Annotated in this window: 12 protein-coding genes; 7 read left to right on the top strand and 5 right to left on the bottom strand. The window is 42.7% G+C overall.

Annotation, left to right across the window (positions count from 1 at the left end; all coding sequences use genetic code 11):
- Window positions 1-133: 133 nt before the first annotated feature.
- The 3 genes from DW015_RS05930 (at window position 134) to cbiB (ending at window position 4,610) form a co-directional block, all read left to right on the top strand.
- Window positions 134-2,263: a sigma-70 family RNA polymerase sigma factor gene (locus DW015_RS05930; protein WP_117904843.1), complete on the top strand. Its 2,130-nt coding sequence runs from the start codon at window positions 134-136 to the stop codon at window positions 2,261-2,263.
- 90 nt (window positions 2,264-2,353) lie between these two features.
- The gene (gene hisC, locus DW015_RS05925; RefSeq protein ID WP_117904841.1) at window positions 2,354-3,415 is read left to right on the top strand and encodes a histidinol-phosphate transaminase; all 1,062 of its coding nucleotides are present in this window, start codon (window positions 2,354-2,356) and stop codon (window positions 3,413-3,415) included.
- 223 nt (window positions 3,416-3,638) lie between these two features.
- The gene (gene cbiB / locus DW015_RS05920) at window positions 3,639-4,610 is read left to right on the top strand and encodes an adenosylcobinamide-phosphate synthase CbiB (protein WP_117904839.1); all 972 of its coding nucleotides are present in this window, start codon (window positions 3,639-3,641) and stop codon (window positions 4,608-4,610) included.
- Between the two features lie 135 nt (window positions 4,611-4,745).
- Here the strand turns inward: cbiB and DW015_RS05915 are convergent, their stop codons facing one another.
- Window positions 4,746-6,380 carry a cellulase family glycosylhydrolase gene (locus DW015_RS05915; protein WP_181979855.1) on the bottom strand — a complete coding sequence of 545 codons (1,635 nt, stop codon included), beginning with the start codon at window positions 6,378-6,380 and terminating at the stop codon, window positions 4,746-4,748.
- Window positions 6,381-7,096: 716 nt separating this feature from the next.
- Between DW015_RS05915 and DW015_RS05910 the strand changes: the two genes are divergently transcribed.
- A complete protein-coding gene (locus tag DW015_RS05910) occupies window positions 7,097-7,837 on the top strand; it encodes an ABC transporter ATP-binding protein (RefSeq protein ID WP_022287226.1) in 741 nt (246 codons plus the stop codon).
- Complete coding sequence (locus DW015_RS05905) at window positions 7,824-9,146, top strand: ABC transporter permease (RefSeq protein WP_117904835.1); 1,323 nt, start codon at window positions 7,824-7,826, stop codon at window positions 9,144-9,146. The genes DW015_RS05910 and DW015_RS05905 overlap by 14 nt, the downstream gene beginning before the upstream one ends.
- A 153-nt stretch (window positions 9,147-9,299) precedes the next feature.
- Here the strand turns inward: DW015_RS05905 and DW015_RS05900 are convergent, their stop codons facing one another.
- The 4 genes from DW015_RS05900 to DW015_RS05885 all read right to left on the bottom strand — a co-directional run bounded on the left by DW015_RS05900 (window position 9,300) and on the right by DW015_RS05885 (window position 13,431).
- Window positions 9,300-10,070 (bottom strand): hypothetical protein, encoded by a 771-nt coding sequence (locus tag DW015_RS05900; RefSeq protein ID WP_117904834.1) that lies wholly within the window; start codon window positions 10,068-10,070, stop codon window positions 9,300-9,302.
- Between the two features lie 81 nt (window positions 10,071-10,151).
- A complete protein-coding gene (locus DW015_RS05895) occupies window positions 10,152-11,369 on the bottom strand; it encodes a pyridoxal phosphate-dependent aminotransferase (RefSeq protein ID WP_022287229.1) in 1,218 nt (405 codons plus the stop codon).
- A 1-nt stretch (window position 11,370) separates the two neighbouring features.
- Complete coding sequence (locus DW015_RS05890) at window positions 11,371-11,739, bottom strand: MmcQ/YjbR family DNA-binding protein (RefSeq protein ID WP_117904832.1); 369 nt, start codon at window positions 11,737-11,739, stop codon at window positions 11,371-11,373.
- Window positions 11,740-11,958: 219 nt separating this feature from the next.
- Window positions 11,959-13,431, bottom strand: coding sequence for a trypsin-like peptidase domain-containing protein (locus DW015_RS05885; RefSeq protein WP_117904830.1), 1,473 nt, complete (start codon window positions 13,429-13,431; stop codon window positions 11,959-11,961).
- Between the two features lie 810 nt (window positions 13,432-14,241).
- Between DW015_RS05885 and DW015_RS05880 the strand changes: the two genes are divergently transcribed.
- Window positions 14,242-14,919, top strand: coding sequence for an ABC transporter ATP-binding protein (locus DW015_RS05880; protein WP_117896617.1), 678 nt, complete (start codon window positions 14,242-14,244; stop codon window positions 14,917-14,919).
- On the top strand, window positions 14,912-15,859 hold the full coding sequence (locus DW015_RS05875) for an ATP-binding cassette domain-containing protein (protein WP_242993227.1): 948 nt from the start codon (window positions 14,912-14,914) through the stop codon (window positions 15,857-15,859). The genes DW015_RS05880 and DW015_RS05875 overlap by 8 nt, the downstream gene beginning before the upstream one ends.
- Window positions 15,860-15,906: the final 47 nt, after the last annotated feature.

Here is a 15,906-nt window from a genome sequence, read left to right as displayed (position 1 = left end):
ATATGTAAACTATATATGAAAATTCTGAATTTACTCAACAAATCGTCTGCGTTTTGCATCTAACTAATGTCGGGACTGATAAAACAGCGGACAAGAAAACGGCAATTCGGAAAGAAAGAGCAGGTCAAAAAACATGGAAAAAGATGATATCAAAAAGCTTGTATTGCAGGCGGCACAGGGAAACAAGGCGGCGTTCGGTGCGCTTTATGAAGAAACGGGCAGAACAGTGTATTTTAGCTGTCTGAAGCTTCTTGGCGACCCACAGCTTGCAGAGGATATCACTCAGGAAACTTATCTTACAGCCCTTCAAAAGCTTGGCACTCTTGCACAGCCTGAGAATTTTCCAGCATGGGTAAACAGGATAGGGATAAATCTCTGCAAAATGCACTTTAGAAACAATTCCGCCCCTGAGGACAACTCAGAGGAGATAATAGAGGAAATCCCTGACGAGGGGCTTATCCCGGAGGAATATGTGAGCAATGACGCTAAAAGAAAGATAATAATGGATATTATCGACACTGTTCTCACAGAAGAGCAAAGACAGTCGGTGATACTGTATTATTTTGATATGCTCACAGTGCCTGAGATAGCAGAGGTAATGAACTGCACCACAGGTACAGTAACTTCCCGCCTTAGTGCCGCAAGAAAAAAGATAAAGGAGGCGGTGCTTATATACGAGGAAAACAACAACGACAGACTTCATGCTGCCGTGCCTGTATTTATTCTTTCAAAGCTTCTTAATAAAGAGGCTTCAAACACCGTTCTTCCGAAACTTACCGTTTTCACAGGTTCTGCCTCAGCCGCTAATGCAGTTCCCGATAGCGTAACATCAACAAAAACTATATCGGGAGGAAAAGTAATGTTTTCAACAGTAAAAGCAAAAGTAATAGCAGGCGTTTGTGCCGCAGCAGTTGTGGGCGGAGGTATCACAGCGGCGGTCGTGCTCAGCTCAAACGGCAGTAAGGATAATGATAATGATGACGGCGTGGTCGTTGTGACTGAGTCACAAAAAAGCAGTGAAAGCAGTTCGGCTGCCGATAATAAAGCTGATACGGCAGGCAATAACAGTGATAAATATTGGATAACAGGCTTTAAAGGCTCTGATCCGTCAGATACTTTGCCTCAGGATATTTTCGGCAGCAAAATATCGGTGCCTGTTGACCTTAGTGCCATAGACGGCGGCAATGCTGCTATGGAATTGTACGGCGACGATATTGGCAAATCCGGTGATATTATGAGCATCGATAAAATGGTAGGTGAAAACACTAACGTTGAGATAACCTTCGTTTCATCAGATGAGAGCCAAACAAAATACGACCTTATCAGTGGAAACCCATTTGACCGTGACGCAAGCGTGGCTGACATTCTAAAGGAAAACAGCTGGAGCATTACCATACCTTTAGAAGAGGCTGTGGATACCTCCGACTGGGAGTATGAAAGCTACGGCAGCTACAGCAATAAAGAAGATCTTGATAAAATAATCGACAAAATGGGCTGTCCTACAAGCATTTATATGAACAGCGAATATGACGGCATGGACGATTACAAATGCTATACAATGTATTGGGAGAACGTTGACTATACAATTTCACTTACCGTGGTGGAAACATATAGTAATTATGAAGAGTATGACGTAGTGCTTGATGACTTCTCGGTTTCCGATTTCACATACTACAGCAAAAACTATCCGCAGGAAGAAATACACGAAAAAGACGGAGAGGCTGTTTTCACATCTGAGTATACAGGCATAACAACACCGGGTGAGAGCACTGTAAACACTGATGAGAACAGAGTAAAGGTATATGATGACCTCAAGGCACTTGACCTTAGCTCAGACGCTGCTCTGCCAAAGGATATAAGCGTAAGCTATAAGGGCATAGACCACGTTTTCACAGGCACAGAGCTTATTGATGATGTAAGAAAAGAAATGGTGGATACCCCTGACGATGAATACGATTCTGCTCTTTGCTACGGAAAAACAAGCTCGACTATGGATAATATTATCATCTTCGACTTCTGGCTCAACAGCGATCATACCCTCCATAAGATAAGAATGAGTTTCACCACCGAAAGCGACTGCTCAATATTCGGTATAACAAAAAATTCAACTCCTGAGGAAATGGCTGCGATCTTAGGCACACCTGAGGTCAGCGACAGAAACGGCAAAGATCAGTTTCTTGATTGGAAGAGCGATTCCATGAGCGTGAACGCATATTACTATGACGGCGTTTTGCAGTCTATACAGGCTTACTTTGAAAACTAGGCGGCTTTTATTTGACAACATAAGCGGTATGTGCTATAATATTTTATATTAATACTTTACTATGATAAAATATAGAGAGGATAATGTAAAATGAGCGAAAAGCTTTGGAGAAAAAACCTTATAAATATAGAGCCATACGTTGCAGGAGAACAGCCTAAAAACGATAAGATAATAAAGCTAAATGCAAATGAAAACCCTTATCCGCCGTCACCAAAGGTAAAGGCGATATTGGAGGGCAAGACCATAGCGGAGCTGAGAAAATATCCTAGTGCTGACGCTTCTGCACTGAGAACGGCGCTTGCGGAGCGTGTTGGGCTTAAAAGCGAAAATGTTTTCTGCGGAAACGGCTCAGACGATGTGCTTGCCACAGCTTTCAGAGCGTTTTTCAACTCTGATAAGCCTATACTTTATCCTGATATAACTTACTCTTTCTATCCTGTTTGGTGTGAGCTTCTGAAAATACCATACATGACTAAGAGCGTTGACGAAAATTTTGTTATAAATATAGACGATTTCAAAGAGCCTAACGGCGGCGTTGTTATCCCTAACCCTAATGCTCCGACAAGCCTTGGTGTGGGTGAGAAATTTATAAGAGAACTTCTTGAAAACAATCAGGACAGCATTGTTATAATCGACGAGGCATATGTGGATTTCGGCAGGTATTCTTGCGTGGAGCTTGTGAAAGAATATGACAACTTGGTCGTAACACAGACGTTCTCAAAGTCACGTTCCCTTGCAGGCATGAGAGTGGGCATGGCTTTTGCCAGTGCCGAGCTTATCAGCTATATGCAGGCTGTGAAGGACTCATACAATTCCTATCCTCTCGACCAGATAGCCATAGAAACTGCCGTTGCAAGCCTTTCTGACGAGGATTATTTCAAGGCGACAGTTGAAAAGGTTAAGGCAACAAGGGATAGAACAGCGGAAAAAATGCGTGAAATGGGCTTCAACGTTCTTGACAGCGAAACGAATTTTCTCTTTGCACAGCATGAAAAGTTCTCTGCAAAGGAGATCTTCACATATCTCCGTGAAAATGGTATCTTCGTGAGATATTTCAACAAGCCGAGAATAGATAACTTCCTGAGAATCACTATCGGCACAGACGAGGAAATGGATCTTATGCTTGAAAAGCTTTCGGAGATATGCAAATAATATAGTTATCACAAAAGCTTATGGATATATCTATTCAGTGTAGGGGCAAACAGTGTTCGCACCTTAGTTTCTGATTTTTTTGAAAGACTTTTGTTCGGGCGGCTCTGACCGCCCTTTTTTGTGCCTTATCCCTTAAAATCAGAGCATAAAGGTATTGAAAATCAGAAAATGTTGTGATATAATTATCATAAGTAATTATTGCCTGAAGAAAGGATATGTATATATGTTGATAAATTCACTGGCAGCGCTTGCGCTTGGCTTTGCGCTGGATATGCTCCTTGGCGACCCTGAAGTAGTGGTCTATCCTCAGTATTTTATAAAAAAACTTGTGGCAAAGCTTGATAAGTCTTTCAGAAACAGCTATAAAAACACCCCCGAAGCACAGCGTATGGCAGGTCTTATGATGACTGTGATAGTGCTTCTTATAGTTGCCGCTGTGGCATTGCTTCTTCTATTCGTGGGCTATAAGCTAAATGCCGCACTTGGCATCTTCCTCGAGGGCATAATGTGTTGGTCAGCACTTTCTGTAAAGTCCCTTAAAACTGCGGCAGGGGGAGTGATGCGTGCTGCAAGGGCAGGCAATCTTTCTTCGGCACAGCGCAAGGTAAAAAAAGTGACCTTTCGTGACACCGACGATATGAACATTGACGCTGTTATAAAAAGTACGGTGGAGTCGGTTGCAGAGAATACCACAGATTGGGCGGTTGCACCTATTTTCTGGTCTGCGATATTCGGCGGTCTGGGCGGAATACTCTACAGAACAGTGAATATTATCGACAACACAGTGGGCTATAAAACAGACACATACATAAACTTCGGCAAATTCCCTGCAAAGCTGGACGACGTTCTCAGCTTTATACCTGCAAGAATAGCCGCCCTGCTTATGAAAATGAATGTTTCTTATCTTCACCTTGACAGCAGGAACGCTTCTCAGGTATACAAAAAAGACAGAAGAAAATCCCCTAGTCCTAATTCAGCGCAAACTCAGTCGGTGTGTGCAGGTGCATTGGGTATCCAGCTTGGCAGTGATGAGTATTATGGCGGACAGCTTGTAAGAAAGCCTGTTATAGGCAGAAATCTAAAGCCATGCGAGCCTAACGATATATTCTGGGCAAATCAGCTTTTGCTTGGCACATCGTTCTATGCTATGCTTTTTACAGCCGTTATAAGAACTGCACTGTTCTTTGTGATATGATATAAAATAACAATAGCCGAGAGGTAAATGCCCCTCGGCTGTGTTTTTATAGTGTAGAGGCGACCTTGGGTCGCCCGCTTATCGTTAGTTTCTGTGCAAAAAAAGACCTCCCACCAAGAGAGGTCTTTTGTGTTATCAGTGGTTTCTGTACCAATCACGAATGAACTTGCCGCTTGCTGTGAGCTGTGAAGTGCCGCTCTTTATAGCTTTGAGGTTCGTGCCGCCCTTGAATGCGGAAGCCGTTTCGCTCTTTCCGCAGGCTGACCAGTTTATGTAGCCTACTTTTAGTGAGTCGAGAAGCTTGAGCCATTTTGTGCTTTCTGTTGAGTTATATCCGCCGTTTCCGCTTGCGTCGCAAGTTCCGAACTCAGATACAAGAACAGGAAGTCCCTTGTTGTAGCAGTTCTGAAGTCTGTTTCTCAGCCAATCTCTGTGAGTGTTTGCATAGAAGTGAAGAGCATAAACGCAGTTTTTGTCTGAAAGCTTGTTGCCAAGCACCTGATCTATGTCCTGACTCCATGTGCCTGTACCGCAGATTATGATAGCGTCGCTGTCGTATTTTCTGATAGCGCTTACAACGCTCTGGCAGTAACTTTTTATACCGCCTGTCCATGTTACACCGCCGTTAGGCTCGTTGCAGATCTCGTAAATAACGTTATTGTAGTCCTTGTAGGTCTTAGCCATTTCTGTGAAGAACTTGATAGCGTCATTTTTGTGGTTGTTAGGGTTTTTGTCATTGAGAACGTGCCAGTCGATTATAGCATACATTCCAAGAGACTTTGCGTTTTCAACGCCTGTCTTGACTTTCTGCTTTGCCTGCGCCTGATACTTGCCGTTCTCGGTGCAGTAGCCACCCCATTCTTCTGTGTACATTGCAATTCTTATGGTGTTGACCTTCCAATCATCTCTTAACACTTTAAGAGAGTCCTTTGTAAGAATATTTGAGAAATCTTCCCACATGATGCCGTGAGTTGACATACCCTTTATCTTGAATACCTTGCCGTTCTTGTCAACAATATTCGCACCCTTTACAGAAAGCTGACCATGCTGTGAAACCGGGGTCACAACAGCAGGAGCTTTAGATGTGGTAGCGGATACCTCTGCAGAATATTTTCCGTAGTGGTTGGCTTTCTTGTCGTCTGTCTTGCAGGCTCTTATCTTGAACTTGTATGTGGTCTTCTGGCTGAGATTTTTTACAGTGTAGCTTGTGCCTGTGGTCTTTGCTATCTCTTTCCACTGACCATTTTTAAGCTGAAATACTCTGTAATTTGTGCAGCCTATCTTTGTCCATGAAAGCTTTACACTGTCATAAGAAACGCTTGATACTTTAAGACCCTTTGCAGGCTGTGGGTTCGTGGCGGTGTTCCAGTTGTCTGAATATGCGCCGTATACCTTTTTTCCTTTCACGGTCTTGTATGCTCTTACCTTGAAGTTTTCACGGGTAGCATTTGGCAGATTTTTCACTGTGTATGTGAGGGTCGAGCCACTTTTTACGTCTGCGATCTGCGGATATTTACCGTTTTTTCTCATACAAACTGAGTATCCCGAAGCTCCGCTGACCTTTTTCCAGCTAAGCTTTATCTCGCTGTTGCTAAGTGTTTTTGAAGTAAGCCCTGTGACTTTTCCGACGCTTGCCGCCTCAACAGTTATCGCCGTCTGCGAAAGAAACGGCGTTTCGTCCACAGCAGGCAGTGCCGCCGCAGCCGACATGAGCGTTACCGAAGTCAGCAGCACAGCGGCGGCTTTCTTCAGACTGGTTAAGTTTCCCATAATTTTTCCTCCTATAATGAACATTGTAACGATTCATTCATACTTATTATAAGTTTAACATATTTTCGTTCTTTTGTAAACCACAAAAGCCAATTTTAAAGCTCAAATACTTCACAAATTTTAAATTCGTTCATTGGTGAAAATGTAATAAATCCTCTCTATTTACTATAGAAGTACGAAAAATGAATAAATTACAAATGATTAAAAAACGGTAACAAGAGCTTTTTTGGACAGTTGAAAACTACAGTTGAAAACTTTTGAAAATGTTGAAAACTATGTTGAAAATGTTTAAAACTCATGCTATAACAGCAATTTGGTGTTGAAAATTATAAAGTTTTCAACAATCGTCCGTTTTTTTACCCTTGTCTGTAACCAAAATGTAATCAAATCATTACATTGTGATATCCAAAAAAACGTACTTGAAAGAGTTGAAAATGTACAGAATATTATTTGATTTGTAATCATTGTGTAACGTGGTTTACTTTATCTCACAAAGTAAGTGAATTTTACATTCTAACGCATAAATAATAAAAACCATGCCTGTTTTGGTGAAAACCGCTATTGACATCGTGCCATAGACAGTGTATACTGTTAGTAAATCATATTTACACAACAGTGCATGACAAATGTCAATTGACAGTTGGAACGTGGTGTGCTATACTTGATTTATTCACAAAAAATACAATGATACAGACAAAGAAAGGAATGGGGAAACGATGGAAACCGTTTTACAGGTCAAAGGGCTTTCAAAGCAGTACAAAAAAGGCATTTACGCCTCCCATAACGTCACTTTTGACGTTGGAAAGGGCGAGATATTTGCGCTGATAGGTCCAAACGGTGCAGGAAAGACAACAACAATAAGAATGATATCAACACTTTTGCAGGCAACAGAGGGCGACGCTATCGTGGCAGGTCATAGTATTCTCACTGAACCTGATATGGTAAGAAAAAGCATTACATACCTCCCTGACGAGGCTGGTGCGTATAAGACCATGACAGGCAGAGAATATCTGGAGTTCATGGCTTCTATCTATGCCGACAACGGAGAACAGGCTTACGAGTTTGTGAAGCGTGGCTGTGAGATATGCGAGCTTGGTGACAGGCTTAATGATAAAATATCAAATTATTCCCGTGGTATGGCAAGAAAGCTTCTCCTTGCAAGGGCGATAATGCCGCTCCCTGCATTGGCTATCCTTGACGAGCCGACTTCGGGACTTGATATTATAAACGCCCTTGAAATAAGAAGAATGATAAGAAAGCTTGCTTCTGAGGGCATGAGCTTTCTGCTTTCTTCCCACAATATGCTTGAAATAGAGTATGTTTCAGACAGAGTGGGTATAATTGCAAAAGGCGAGTTGCTGGAGGTCGGCAAGCCTGCGGAGCTTATTGAAAAATATGGCGCTCAGAACCTTGAAGAAGTCTTTGAAAGGGTGGTGCTTGACCGTGAAGTTTTATAGTCTTTTCCGCAAGGAATTAAAGGAAATGCTCAGCCTGCAAACTATTATAACAATGATAGTCACAGTAGTGGTGCTTGTTATGGCGGGTCAGGCAATGTCAGGGGCAATAAGCGACAGTGCCGAAAAAGCTTCCGACCTTACTATCTGCGACCTTGACAAAACAGAGTTCACAGAAAACGTTTTAAACTCTCTGAAAGCTACTGCAAAGGCCGGGGACGGCAAGATAACAGTTGTAGATATAAAGTCTGACGACTATGCCGCAGAGCTTAAAAGGCTCGATCAGGACAGCGTTGTGATAATACCCAAAGGCTTTACAGAGCAGGTAAAACAGCATAAAAAGGCAGACGTTGGATATGTTCAGAGAATGACCTCTCTTGCGACCATGTCAAATATAAACACAGGCTCAGACACTGCCCTTGCAGTTATACAGCAGGCAGTAAAATCAACTATCTATCAGGATAAGCTTTCAAGCGGTGCAATGACAGAGGACGAAATGAATCAACTTGAAGACCCTGTACTGCTTTCTGAAACAACGGTTGTTGGCGACAAGGCAGATAAAGTGAGCAGTTCTATAGTGATGTCGCTTTGCTCGGCACAGAGCATGGTAGTGCCTATAATAATGTTCGTTCTTATAATGTTCTCGGCTCAGATGATACTTAGTGCGATCTCTACGGAGAAAATAGACAAGACCCTTGAAACGCTTCTTTCCGCACCTGTTTCAAGACTTTCAGTCCTTGCGTCAAAAATGCTTGCCGCAGGTGTTGTTGCGGCTTTGCAGGCTGTGGTCTATATGTTCGGCATGAGCAAAATGACAGGCGGTCTTACTGAGGGCATGGGCGATACCTCAGCATATGAATCTGCAATGGAAAACCTTGGTCTTACTATGAGCGTCGGACAGTATGCTCTTGTGGGAATACAGATGTTTGTGTCTATCCTTATCTCATTGTCACTCTCAATGGTATTAGGAGCACTTGCAAAAGACGCAAAATCTGCCCAGACAATGCTTTTGCCTATAACCTTCTCCGCAATGATACCATATATTCTTGCAATGGTAGTTGATATCAGAACGCTTTCACCTGTTATAAAGTATATCGTCTATGCTATACCGTTCACCCATACCTTTATGGCAAGCGAGAACGTAATGTTCGGCAACTACAGCCTCTATGCAGGGGGACTTATCTATCAGATAGTGCTTCTTGTTGTGTGCATGACTGTCGCGCTGAAAATCTTCATGAGCGACAAGATATTCACAATGTCAATAGGCGGAAAGCAGAGAACAAGAAAGTCATTTGCTTTTAAGAAGAGATAATATCACATAAAAGCGTATAATTACGCCACTTATATGTAGGGGAGCGACTCAATTTCTGTTTAACAGAAATACGACGTCCCACCATATAGGTTTTATCGCAAAACAAAAAAACCGCTGCGGATTTTTCTCCGTGGCGGTTTTGCTTTGTGCTATTTAATTTTCTGAAGTTTTAAGCCCAGTGTCCTCGTCAACAATGCCGTTATCCTGCGTGATGTTGAAAATGCACCATTTTCCGCTGCATTTTCCAACGTAGATGTAAAGCTTTGCGTCCTCGCTGCCTTTTGAGCCTTTGAAAGTCACGTTCGTTACTATCTCATAAGCCTCTGAAACATTCGGTGCAGAGCCGTAAAAGCTTTTGTATTCGCTCAGGCCATATTCAGACTCTTTAAGCTTTGTTTCTCTGCCGAAAGATACGTCGATAGTGTAATCAGAGCCATAGCTTTCAATGAAATCACCATAAAGGACTTCTTTCATAACCTGCTCTTTGCCATATCCGCCTTCGGTTCGCTGCTGTTCGTATTCGTTCTTCATCTCTTTCGGAAAGCACTCCACGAATGAGTCAAAATCGCTTGTCTGTATGGATTTGAAGTATTTTTCTATTACATCTGTCTTTGTGGAGCTGAAAATAACTCCGCTTTTGTATAGCACAGCCACGATAACGCCTATAACAACTACCGCCACAATGGCAAGGGTCTTTTTGCCTGCGTTGGGATCATAGTGACGCTTTATCTCAGTGTCCTCTTTTTTCTCCTTTTCCCACTGGGCGTAAAGCTCTTTTTCCTCCTCCGTCCTGAAACGTTCAGGCTTTGTGGGCTTTTTGTATTTGTCGGCGGCGTGGGTCTTTAAGTTTGGGTCGCCATAGCCGCACTTGTCGCAGTGATCTCCCTCATAATAGTTTCCACATGATTTGCAAAGTTTTGACATTTTTGTACCTCGTGTCTGTGTTTGTAGATGTATGGTATGAGCATAAAAGCATATTGGGCGAACACTGTCCGCTCTACAGTTTTACTTCTGCTTGTAGTCTTTGAGGAAATCTCTCATTTCATTCATGGAGTATTCAAGATCCTCAAGCTTAGGAAGATAAACTATCCTGAAATGGTCAGGCTGTTCCCAGTGGAAGCCGCCGCCATGAACAAGAAGTATCTTCTTCTCACGGAGAAAATCAAGCACGAACTGCTCGTCATTTGTGATGTTGAAACGCTTTGCGTCTATCTTTGGGAAGATATAGAATGCCGCCTTAGGCTTTACAGCCGACAGACCGTCAATGCTGTTAAGTGCGTTGTAGATATACTCTCTCTGATCGTAGATACGTCCCCCCGGCAGGAGAAGATCGTCAGTTTTTGTGTAATCACCAAGAGCATATTTGATTATATACTGGCTCGGTACATTTGAACAAAGCCTCATGCTTGAAAGCATATTAAGACCCTCTATGTAGCCTTTTACTCTGCTCTTATCACCGCTAAGGGTCATCCAGCCTACACGGAAACCTGCGATACGATGTGACTTTGAAAGTCCGTTAAGAGTGATGCAGAAAACGTCAGGGCAAAGTGAAGCGATAGAAGTATGCTCAACGCCGTCCATAAGAAGTCTGTCATATATCTCGTCTGAGAATATTATAAGCTCATGGCGTCTTGCCATGTCTGCTATCTTTTCAAGTATCTCTTTCGGATATACCGCACCTGTCGGGTTGTTAGGGTTGATGATAACGATAGCCTTTGTCTTGTCTGTTATCTTCTTTTCCATGTCCTCAAGGTCAGGATACCATTCGGAGCTTTCATCACAAATATAGTGAACGGCAGTACCGCCTGCAAGAGTAACGGAAGCTGTCCACAGCGGATAGTCAGGGGCAGGAACAAGCACCTCGTCGCCGTTGTTGAGAAGACCCTGCATTACCATTGTGATAAGCTCGGAAACACCGTTTCCGGTGTAGATATCGTTAAGACTTTCAACAGGTATGCCCTTGAAGTGTGCATAATCATAAATAGCCTGCCTTGCTTCTGTTATACCCTTTGAGTCAGAATAGCCCTGAGCGTTTCTCAGATTGTCTGTCATTGCCTGTATTATCTCGTCAGGGGCATTGAATGCGAACGGAGCAGGGTTTCCGATATTGAGCTTGAATATCTTCTCTCCCTTTGCTATCATTTCATTTGCTTCGTCCATAACAGGACCTCTTATATCATAACACACGTTATCAAGCTTGCTTGATTTTGAAAAAGTTCTCATTTTATAAAGCTTCCTTTCGCTTTTTGGTTTTCTTTTTATCTTTACTCTTTGTAAGCTCAAAGCTTCTGAGGGTAAGATCTTCTATCTCCTCTGTTGGCACGTCGCTGTCGAGATACAATGTTATCCAGTGGACCTTGTTCATGTGATAAGCTTCCGTCACGCCCTTGTAGATATCCCTGTAAAACAGCACTTCTTCGGGTTTTAGCTTTAAGTTTACTATCCACCTGTCATTGTGGAGCATCAAAAGCCCGAACCACTTTTTCGTGTCCCAGTGGCGCAGCGCAGTGGTCTGAAAGTCCTCGTTGAAAGGCTGGTCATATGTCGCACCTGCAATAGAGCCGCAAAAGTCAATATATTCTTCTTTTGTCATAAAATCACCGACCTTTGCAAAATAAAGAAGCGTACTCGTTTAAGGCAATACCGTCAGGCGGGCTTTGTGCGGTGTTGCCTTAATAGTATACCTTATTATAATAGCACTGCTTTGACCCTCTGTCAAGAAGAAAGTCAAGAAAAAAGCTGTCCCGATCTCTCGGAACAGCTCTTTCCCTGAAGTAAAAGAATATGAAAAATATGAAGAAAGCTTTGTTATTTAGAAACCATAGCCGTAATTATAGCCGCCAAGACCATTGCCATAGTTTCCATAGTAATCGTTGTAGTCGTCGTTGTTATTGTTATTATTATTGTTATTGTTGTTCTGGTCATTGTCATTTGACTCAGAAGTGTCCTCTGTGGACTCGCCGAGAACAACGTCAACATTTATCATTTTCTTGTTTCTGTATATAGTAAGCTGAACAGTGTCACCGACTTTGCACTTGTTCTTTATCTCATTCAGCTCGCTGATGTTTGATATAACAGTTCCGTTTATGCCTATAACGATATCATTTTCCTGAATACCAGCCTTTTCAGAGCCGCTTCCCTCAGTAACGCTCTTTACAAGGAAGCCCTGTGGGATACCATAGTATGATGAATATGCACTTGTGATGTCTGTGCCTGAAATTCCAAGGCTAGGTCTGCCTGTAACGTAACCGTTCTTCATAAGGTCCTCAACAATAGGGAGCGCCTCGTCGATAGGGATAGCGAAACCAAGTCCCTCGCCCACAGATGACGATACCTTTGCAGAGGTGATGCCTATTACCTGACCATATGCGTTGATGAGCGGTCCGCCTGAGTTACCGCTGTTGATAGAAGCGTCTGTCTGGATAAGATTCATTGTCCTGTCCTCAACGGTGAGCGTTCTGTCTGTTGCGGAGATTATACCTGCTGTTACAGAGTTTGCAAGTGAGAAACCAAGTGGGTTGCCTATTACGATAGAAGCTTCACCTACCTGAAGATCGGCAGATGTGCCGAACTCAGCGGCTGTAAGTCCCTTTGCGTCTATCTTCAAAACTGCGATATCAGTCTGAGTGTCTTTGCCTACAAGGGTAGCTGTGTATGTGAGGTTGTCCTCATCGTCATCAGAGCTGCTGTCAGAGCTTGATTTGCTGTCATCTGATTTGCTTGAAGTATCTTTGTAGCTGTCAGGAAGCACAACTGAAATAGACTGTGCGCCGTCAACAACGTGTGCGTTGGTTACGATGTAGCCGTCCTCGCTCATTACGATACCTGAACCTGTTGCAGTGCCGTTTGAAAGGATACAGGAGATGCCTACAACAGAAGGTGAGACCTTCTTTACTATCTCAGGGATAGTAAGTGCGTCGGACGGGGTTGAGAGCTGCTGTATAGTCGGCAGATTTGAACGGTCAACGGTGCTTTTCGCACTGTTTGATGAGCTGTCGTCCTTTGAAACAACGGTGCCGCTGTTTGAAGAGCCTACAGCGTTCTTTCCTGTAACAAGATTATAGCCTACAATGGAAGTGGTTCCGATAGCTGCAACGCAAAGCACTGCGATAATGCCTGAAAGCACCTTCTTGCCCTTTGACTTTTTCTTATTAGGATTGTATGTGAACTCATTCACGCTGCCTGCCTGAGCCTGATATTGATTATATCCGTTTTGCTGTGTATAGCTATTCTCAAAATTGCTATTATTGTTATCATTGAAGTTGTTGTTTCTGTATTCATTCATGATGAAAACCTCCTGGTATGTCAGCGGCGTGAGCCGTGGTAATCAATTTTAACCGCCCCTTGTGGGGCTTTCTTGTTTCGTTATCTAATATTATACTTGTTTATGTGAAAACTGTATGATAAATAGGACAATGTTTAATGTTTTTTACGGGAATATTGCGTCATATTGCAGGCTTATTTCTTTCACATTTGGCTTTTTTTATAGGTTCAAATTGCACAAATGCCTTTTTGTATAGTTTTTTTTGCCTCCTTTTACATAATGTTAAGAACAGTTTTGCTTTTGCATATTTTAAATAAATATATCAAATGTTTTTTGTGCATATCGGTAGAAAATTTTCGGATTTTATTCTTCAAAATGTAAAATTATTATTAATTGAAAACTGAAATCTTGACGGCTACAGAGTTTTCAACCTTTTTTGACAAGATTTATTGCGAAATGCACAAAAAATGATTTTATAGTTTGTTTAAGGTGACTAAATCCTCCGCAAGCCTCGTTTTTATGTTATCTTAAACGTTTAATATCCTTGACAAAATACAGAGAAATTGATATAATTAAGATTAGCTAAATAAGCCCATTTTGGCATTTTACATAAAATTGTGGGCTGATTTGCATAATTTATTACCCGAAATTTGAACATATTGTACAAGAAATACAATATGTTGTGGTCGTTGTGTGCTTCTGACACGATATGTGAATAATGCACAAATATTTTAACCTTTGTTTGAGTATATTACATAGGTCAAAATGACCAATACAGTGGATGAGATGAGGGCGATGATCCTGTTTGATGTGATAAAGGAGCCATGCGGTATGGACACTATACTTTCAACTGAAGATCTGTGCCGTGACTTTAAGATCGGCGACGGAAGCGTTGTGAATGCGCTGAAAAATATCAACATTGAAATAGAAAAAGGCAAGCTGACGATCCTTAGAGGACGTTCAGGAAGCGGTAAGACTACTCTTATCAATATTCTTGGAGCGCTTGACAAGCCAACAAAGGGCAAGGTCATGTTTGGCGGACGGGATATTACAAGGCTTTCTGAAAGAGCCAGAGATGATATACGGCGGTATAAAATGGCGTTCGTGTTCCAATCTGTGGCACTCATGTCGGGAATGACCGCTTATGAAAACGTTGACTTTGGTCTGAGACTTGCGAAATATCCATATGAAGAAAGGGATAAGCGCACAAGGGAATGTCTGCGAAGCGTGGGACTTGAAAAGCGAATGTTCCACCGACCTGGGGAAATGTCCGGTGGTGAACAGCAGCGAGTTGCTATAGCAAGAGCTATCGCACATAAGCCTGACATAATTTTTGCGGACGAGCCTACTGCCGAGCTTGATACGGCAACTGCGCTCCACGTTGTAAAGCTTTTCAAAGAGCTGGTGGCGAGAGATGAGATGACTATCATAATGACCACTCACGACCCCAGCATGATAGATATAGCTGATAAGGTATATACATTAGAGGACGGTGAGATAGTTGAGTGATGAACTTGATACTATTGTAGCTGCCGACAATGATAAATATATGATACGGTGTGAAAATCTGGTGAAGATCTACAAAACTTCTGATGTTGAGGTGGTGGCGCTCCAAGGACTTGACCTGGATGTCGAGCGTGGAGAACTTATGGCGATCGTCGGAAACTCAGGAAGTGGTAAATCGACGCTGCTCAATATGCTTGGAGGACTTGATAAGCCTTCGGCGGGAAACCTTTATGTGGACGGTAAGGACCTTCTGAAGTTTACTGATAAGGATTATATGGAGTATAAAAGGAACACCGTAGGCTTTGTGTGGCAGAATAATGCAAGAAATCTTGTGCCGTATCTTACGGCTGTGCAGAATGTCGAGCTTCCTATGCTGCTTAACGGCGAGCATAAAAGATGGCAGAAAGCACTGGAGCTGCTTGACAGAGTGGGACTGCTGAAAAGAAAAAACAGCAGGCTCGACCAGATGTCGGGAGGCGAACAGCAAAGAGTTGCAATAGCTATTGCATTGGCAAACGATCCGAGATTACTGTTGGCTGATGAACCTACAGGCTCGGTGGATACAAAGACTTCCAATATGATACTTGATATATTCAAGGAGCTTAATAAAGATGAGAAGATCACTATAGTGATCGTTACCCATGACCTTAAGCTTGCCGATCATATCGACAGAGTGGTGGCTATCAGAGACGGAAGAACAAGCTCTGAGATCGTAAGAAAGCGTTCTTATGTGGAGGAGCTTAATGAAATGGGAGATATCGTGCTGGTTGAGAACAGCGAGGAAACGGCTCATGAAGAGCTTATCGTCCTCGACAGATCCGGACGGCTGCAGCTCCCGAAGGACTTTATGGACGCCCTTGAGATGAAAGGCGGCGATAAGGTCAAGGTCGAACTTGATGAGAACGGCGAAAAGCTTGTGCTGTTCAGATCGGGGGGGACGTAAGCTTTATTTTCTTTATTTCCCGTGGGGGATCACATAATGAAGAGGTT

This window comes from Ruminococcus sp. AF37-20 (genome assembly GCF_003460465.1).
GTDB lineage: Bacteria > Bacillota > Clostridia > Oscillospirales > Ruminococcaceae > Hominimerdicola > Hominimerdicola aceti.
Note: the sequence above shows the minus strand (reverse complement) of the source record. Positions and strands in the feature narration are given on the sequence as shown.

Bases quoted from the DNA above. Each gene is read 5' to 3' on its own strand.
- DW015_RS05915 (WP_181979855.1), bottom strand. From the start codon at position 6,380: ATGGGAAACTTAACCAGTCTGAAGAAAGCCGCCGCTGTGCTGCTGACT.
- DW015_RS05930 (WP_117904843.1), top strand. From the start codon at position 134: ATGGAAAAAGATGATATCAAAAAGCTTGTATTGCAGGCGGCACAGGGA.
- hisC (WP_117904841.1), top strand. From the start codon at position 2,354: ATGAGCGAAAAGCTTTGGAGAAAAAACCTTATAAATATAGAGCCATAC.
- DW015_RS05885 (WP_117904830.1), bottom strand. From the start codon at position 13,431: ATGAATGAATACAGAAACAACAACTTCAATGATAACAATAATAGCAAT.
- DW015_RS05895 (WP_022287229.1), bottom strand. From the start codon at position 11,369: ATGAGAACTTTTTCAAAATCAAGCAAGCTTGATAACGTGTGTTATGAT.
- DW015_RS05910 (WP_022287226.1), top strand. From the start codon at position 7,097: ATGGAAACCGTTTTACAGGTCAAAGGGCTTTCAAAGCAGTACAAAAAA.
- DW015_RS05880 (WP_117896617.1), top strand. From the start codon at position 14,242: ATGGACACTATACTTTCAACTGAAGATCTGTGCCGTGACTTTAAGATC.
- DW015_RS05890 (WP_117904832.1), bottom strand. From the start codon at position 11,739: ATGACAAAAGAAGAATATATTGACTTTTGCGGCTCTATTGCAGGTGCG.
- cbiB (WP_117904839.1), top strand. From the start codon at position 3,639: ATGTTGATAAATTCACTGGCAGCGCTTGCGCTTGGCTTTGCGCTGGAT.
- DW015_RS05900 (WP_117904834.1), bottom strand. From the start codon at position 10,070: ATGTCAAAACTTTGCAAATCATGTGGAAACTATTATGAGGGAGATCAC.